This window comes from Caballeronia sp. (assembly GCF_049581465.1).
Classification (GTDB): Bacteria; Pseudomonadota; Gammaproteobacteria; order Burkholderiales; family Burkholderiaceae; genus Caballeronia.
In genome coordinates, this window is the sequence record NZ_JBAUSA010000824.1 from 1 (window position 1) to 3,814 (window position 3,814).

The window sequence follows — 3,814 nt, forward strand, 5'->3', positions numbered from 1 at the left end:
CATCAACCGCCCCTGGCCAGGGGCGCTTCTGCGTCCCGGAACATCGCAGAACCACGTGCCGACGCTAATGCGCTCATCCAATATTCGACTCCAACGACAAGGCCGCCCGCTATCCGTATCAGCGCCCTATTGACGCTCTGCCACGACTGCGTTTCGCGGTCAAATCTTCGGTGTCGAAGGGTCGATGACCGCCTCAGGGCAAAATACGGGTAATAGCAGTCCGTCTGCGCCGCAAAAATCGGGCGCCAGCGCCCGGATAACAGGCCAACGGACGGATCGCATGGCCCTTTGCACCCTGAGCTTGCTCAGCCCAAGCCAGTGGAAGCTCGTCCTTTAAAGAGCACATCAGGAGCAGTTTATGAATGATTTGAACATGTCTTTCGGCGCTAGATTCTCTCTTGCAGTGGGAACGTTCGTATCCATCCTTCGCGATCGCGAGATCGCCGCCGGGGTGCGTCGTCTGCTAGACGGGACTAACGTTTCAAGCGCGCACGCAACGCCCACGGCGCCGGTGACACCCCCCGCTCCCAAGCCCACGTTGAGCGAAGCGACTCCGGATGCGGCCTTCCAGCTCCTGGGTCTTTTGCAGCGCGATGCGCGCTTTATCGACTTCGTCGAGGAAGACATTGCGGGCTACTCCGACGCGGACATTGGCGCCGCCGCGCGGCTGGTACACGATGGCTGCCGCGCGACCTTGCATGAACATTTCACCATTCAGCCGGTGCGCGAGGAAGCCGAAGGCGCCCGGATTACGCTACCGGATGGCTTCGATGCAACCGCGATCCGGCTGACCGGCAACGTGGTAGGACGGGCGCCGTTCAACGGCAGCATCAGGCACCGTGGCTGGAGAGTCGCTCAAGTTCGCCTGCCCAAGCTCACAAAAGATCATGATGCAACCGTCATCGCACCGGCTGAGGTGGAACTATGAGCGAACCGCGCTATTCCATTGGCATCGACCTGGGAACGACCCATTGCGCCCTCTCCTACGTCGACTTCAGTTCGAGCGACGGAGAGAAAACCGGCCATGGCGTCCTGTCGATTGCGCAACTCACCGGGCCGGGGGCCATCGAAGAACTTGATCTCCTGCCATCGTTCCTGTACCTGCCGCATCCGAATGAGCTCGCTCCCGGCGACCTGAGCTTGCCATGGACGGCCAACCGTGACTTCATGGTCGGCGAGTACGCGCGCAATCGGGGTGCGGCCACCCCGATTCGCCTCGTATCGAGCGCTAAAAGCTGGCTCTGCCACGCCGGGGTGGACCGCCGGGGCGCAATCCTGCCCAGCGATGCGCCGGATGAAGTCGCCCGCGTGTCCCCGTTGCAAGCCTCTGTCCGATATCTCGAGCACATGCGCGAAGCGTGGGACTACGCGCATCCCGACGCTCCGTTCGCCGACCAGGCGATCACCGTCACGATCCCCGCGTCGTTCGACCCGTCCGCACGCGAACTGACGGCCGAGGCGGCCGCAGCGGCGGGCTACGGGCGCATGACACTGCTGGAGGAACCGCAGGCTGCGTTGTATAGCTGGATCCAGATGAGCGATGGGCTTTGGCGCAAGCAAGTACGCGTAGGCGACGTCATCCTGGTCGTGGACGTCGGCGGCGGCACGACCGATTTCTCCCTGATCGCCGTGATCGAGCGCGAAGGCAATCTCGAACTTCATCGTGTCGCGGTGGGCGAGCACATTCTGCTCGGCGGCGACAATATGGATCTTGCGCTGGCCCACGTGGTCGCGCGCAAGCTCTCCGCCCAGGGTACGCAACCCGATCCGTGGCAGCTCAGGGCGCTGACCTATGCGTGCCGCGCAGCCAAGGAAACGCTGCTCAGCGACCCAACCGTAGAAGCCGTGCCATTGGTCGTGCCGAGCCGTGGGTCCAAGCTGATCGGCAACTCGATACGGTCCGAACTGACCCGCGCTGAACTGACCCAGACTATTCTCGACGGATTTTTCCCGCAGGTGGACGGCTCGGCCCGGCCGGTGAATCGGGCACGCGTCGGGCTGACGCAACTCGGCCTGCCCTACGCACAGGACGCGGCCATCACACGGCATCTCGCGGCGTTCCTCGGCCGCCAGGTGGGAGCGCTCGCAGATGTCGAAGGCTTGCCGAGCGTGCCCGCCGAAGGCGCCAGCTTTCTTCATCCCACGGCAGTCCTCTTCAATGGCGGCGTGTTCAAGTCGACGTTGCTCGCGGAGCGGATTTTTTCAACGCTCAATAACTGGCTCGCGGCTGAAGGCGCGGCCCCTGCCCGTCTGCTGGAAGGCGGCGACCTGGACCGCGCCGTGGCGCGCGGCGCGGCATATTACGGCTACGTGCGACGCGGTAAAGGCGTGCGCATTCGCGGCGGCACGGCACGGGCCTACTACATCGCCGTGGAGTCGGCAATGCCTGCCGTGCCCGGCATCGAACCGCCCGTCCAGGCGCTGTGCGTGGCGCCCTTCGGCATGGAAGAAGGCAGTGAGGCTCCTTTGCCGCCGCAAGAGTTCGGCCTCGTGGTGGGCGAACCCGTCCACTTCCGCTTCTTCGGTTCGTCCGTGCGTCGACAGGATCAGGTCGGGACCCTGCTCGACTACTGGACGCCTGAAGAACTGCAGGAACTGGATGAAATCCAGGCGACGCTGTCGCCCGAAGGGCGTACGCCAGGCGAGGTCGTGCCCGTGAAGCTGCATGCCCGGGTGACTGAGGCCGGCGTGCTCGAACTCGAAGCCTTGCCTCGCACGGGTGAGGAGCGCTGGAAAGTGGAGTTCGACGTGCGCGGCCGCGCGAGCGCCTGAGCCCGATGAAGCAATACATCGTCGGCATCGACCTCGGCACGAGCAACACGGTGGTCGCGTATGTCGAGGCGGGGTCCGACGACATACGCGTTTTCGACATCGATCAGCTCGTGAGCCTGGGCGAGGTCGCGGCGCGTGCACTCCTGCCCTCCGCGCAGTACCGCCCGGCGCCCGGAGAATTGAGCGCCGGCGATCTCCAGTTACCTTGGCATGGCGAGGGCAGCTTCGAGTCGCAGCGCGGCGTGGTCGGGCGCCTCGCGCGCACGCTGGGCGCCCAGGTGCCGGGCAGGCTCGTGACCAGTGCAAAAAGCTGGCTGTCGCATGCATCGGTCGACCGGATCGCGCCGATCCTGCCGTGGGGCGCGCCCGACGAGATCGGCAAGGTTTCTCCGGTCGCCGCCAGCGCCAGCTATCTGGCTCACGTGCGTGCGGCATGGAACCACCGCTTTCCGAAAGCGCGACTCGAAGATCAGGACGTGGTGCTCACCGTACCCGCCTCGTTCGATGAAGGAGCGCGCGCACTGACGCTTGAAGCCGCCCGCATGGCCGCGTTACCGGCCCTGCGCCTGCTTGAAGAGCCGCAGGCAGCCTTCTATGACTGGCTGTTCCACCACAGCAGCACGCTCGATACCGAACTGGCGCACACGCGTCTGGTGCTGATCTGCGACGTGGGCGGAGGCACGACCGACCTGACCCTCATCAAGGTGGATGTCGAGGACGGCCGGGCGCGACTGACCCGTGTCGGCGTCGGCAATCACTTGATGCTCGGCGGGGACAACATGGACCTGGCGCTGGCGCATCTCGTCGAGGCACGGATGGGCACGACCCCGACGCGATTGTCTGCGGCCAACCTGTCGCAGCTTGTTGAGCGGTGTCGTGAAGCCAAGGAGCAGCTTCTCGGCGCGCGTGCACCGGACTCGATCCCGATCACGCTGCTGGGTGCGGGCGCCAGGGTTATCGGCGGTGCGCGGTCGGTGGACGTGACGCGGCGGGAAGCGCAAGGGCTTATCGTCGACGGCTTTTTTCCGGCGGTTGCGTCGAG

At 65.0% G+C, this 3,814-nt stretch carries 3 protein-coding genes; all 3 read left to right on the forward strand.

What is annotated here, in order from left to right:
- Positions 1-358 precede the first annotated feature (358 nt).
- Positions 359-928 carry a DUF2760 domain-containing protein gene (locus tag WCA53_RS20290; RefSeq protein WP_423914839.1) on the forward strand — a complete coding sequence of 190 codons (570 nt, stop codon included), beginning with the start codon at positions 359-361 and terminating at the stop codon, positions 926-928.
- Positions 925-2,772 (forward strand): Hsp70 family protein, encoded by a 1,848-nt coding sequence (locus WCA53_RS20295; protein WP_423914841.1) that lies wholly within the window; start codon positions 925-927, stop codon positions 2,770-2,772. Before WCA53_RS20290 ends, WCA53_RS20295 begins: the two co-directional genes overlap by 4 nt.
- Before the next feature lie 5 nt (positions 2,773-2,777).
- The coding region (locus tag WCA53_RS20300) for an Hsp70 family protein (RefSeq protein ID WP_423914846.1) at positions 2,778-3,814 on the forward strand (1,037 nt) is incomplete at its 3' end.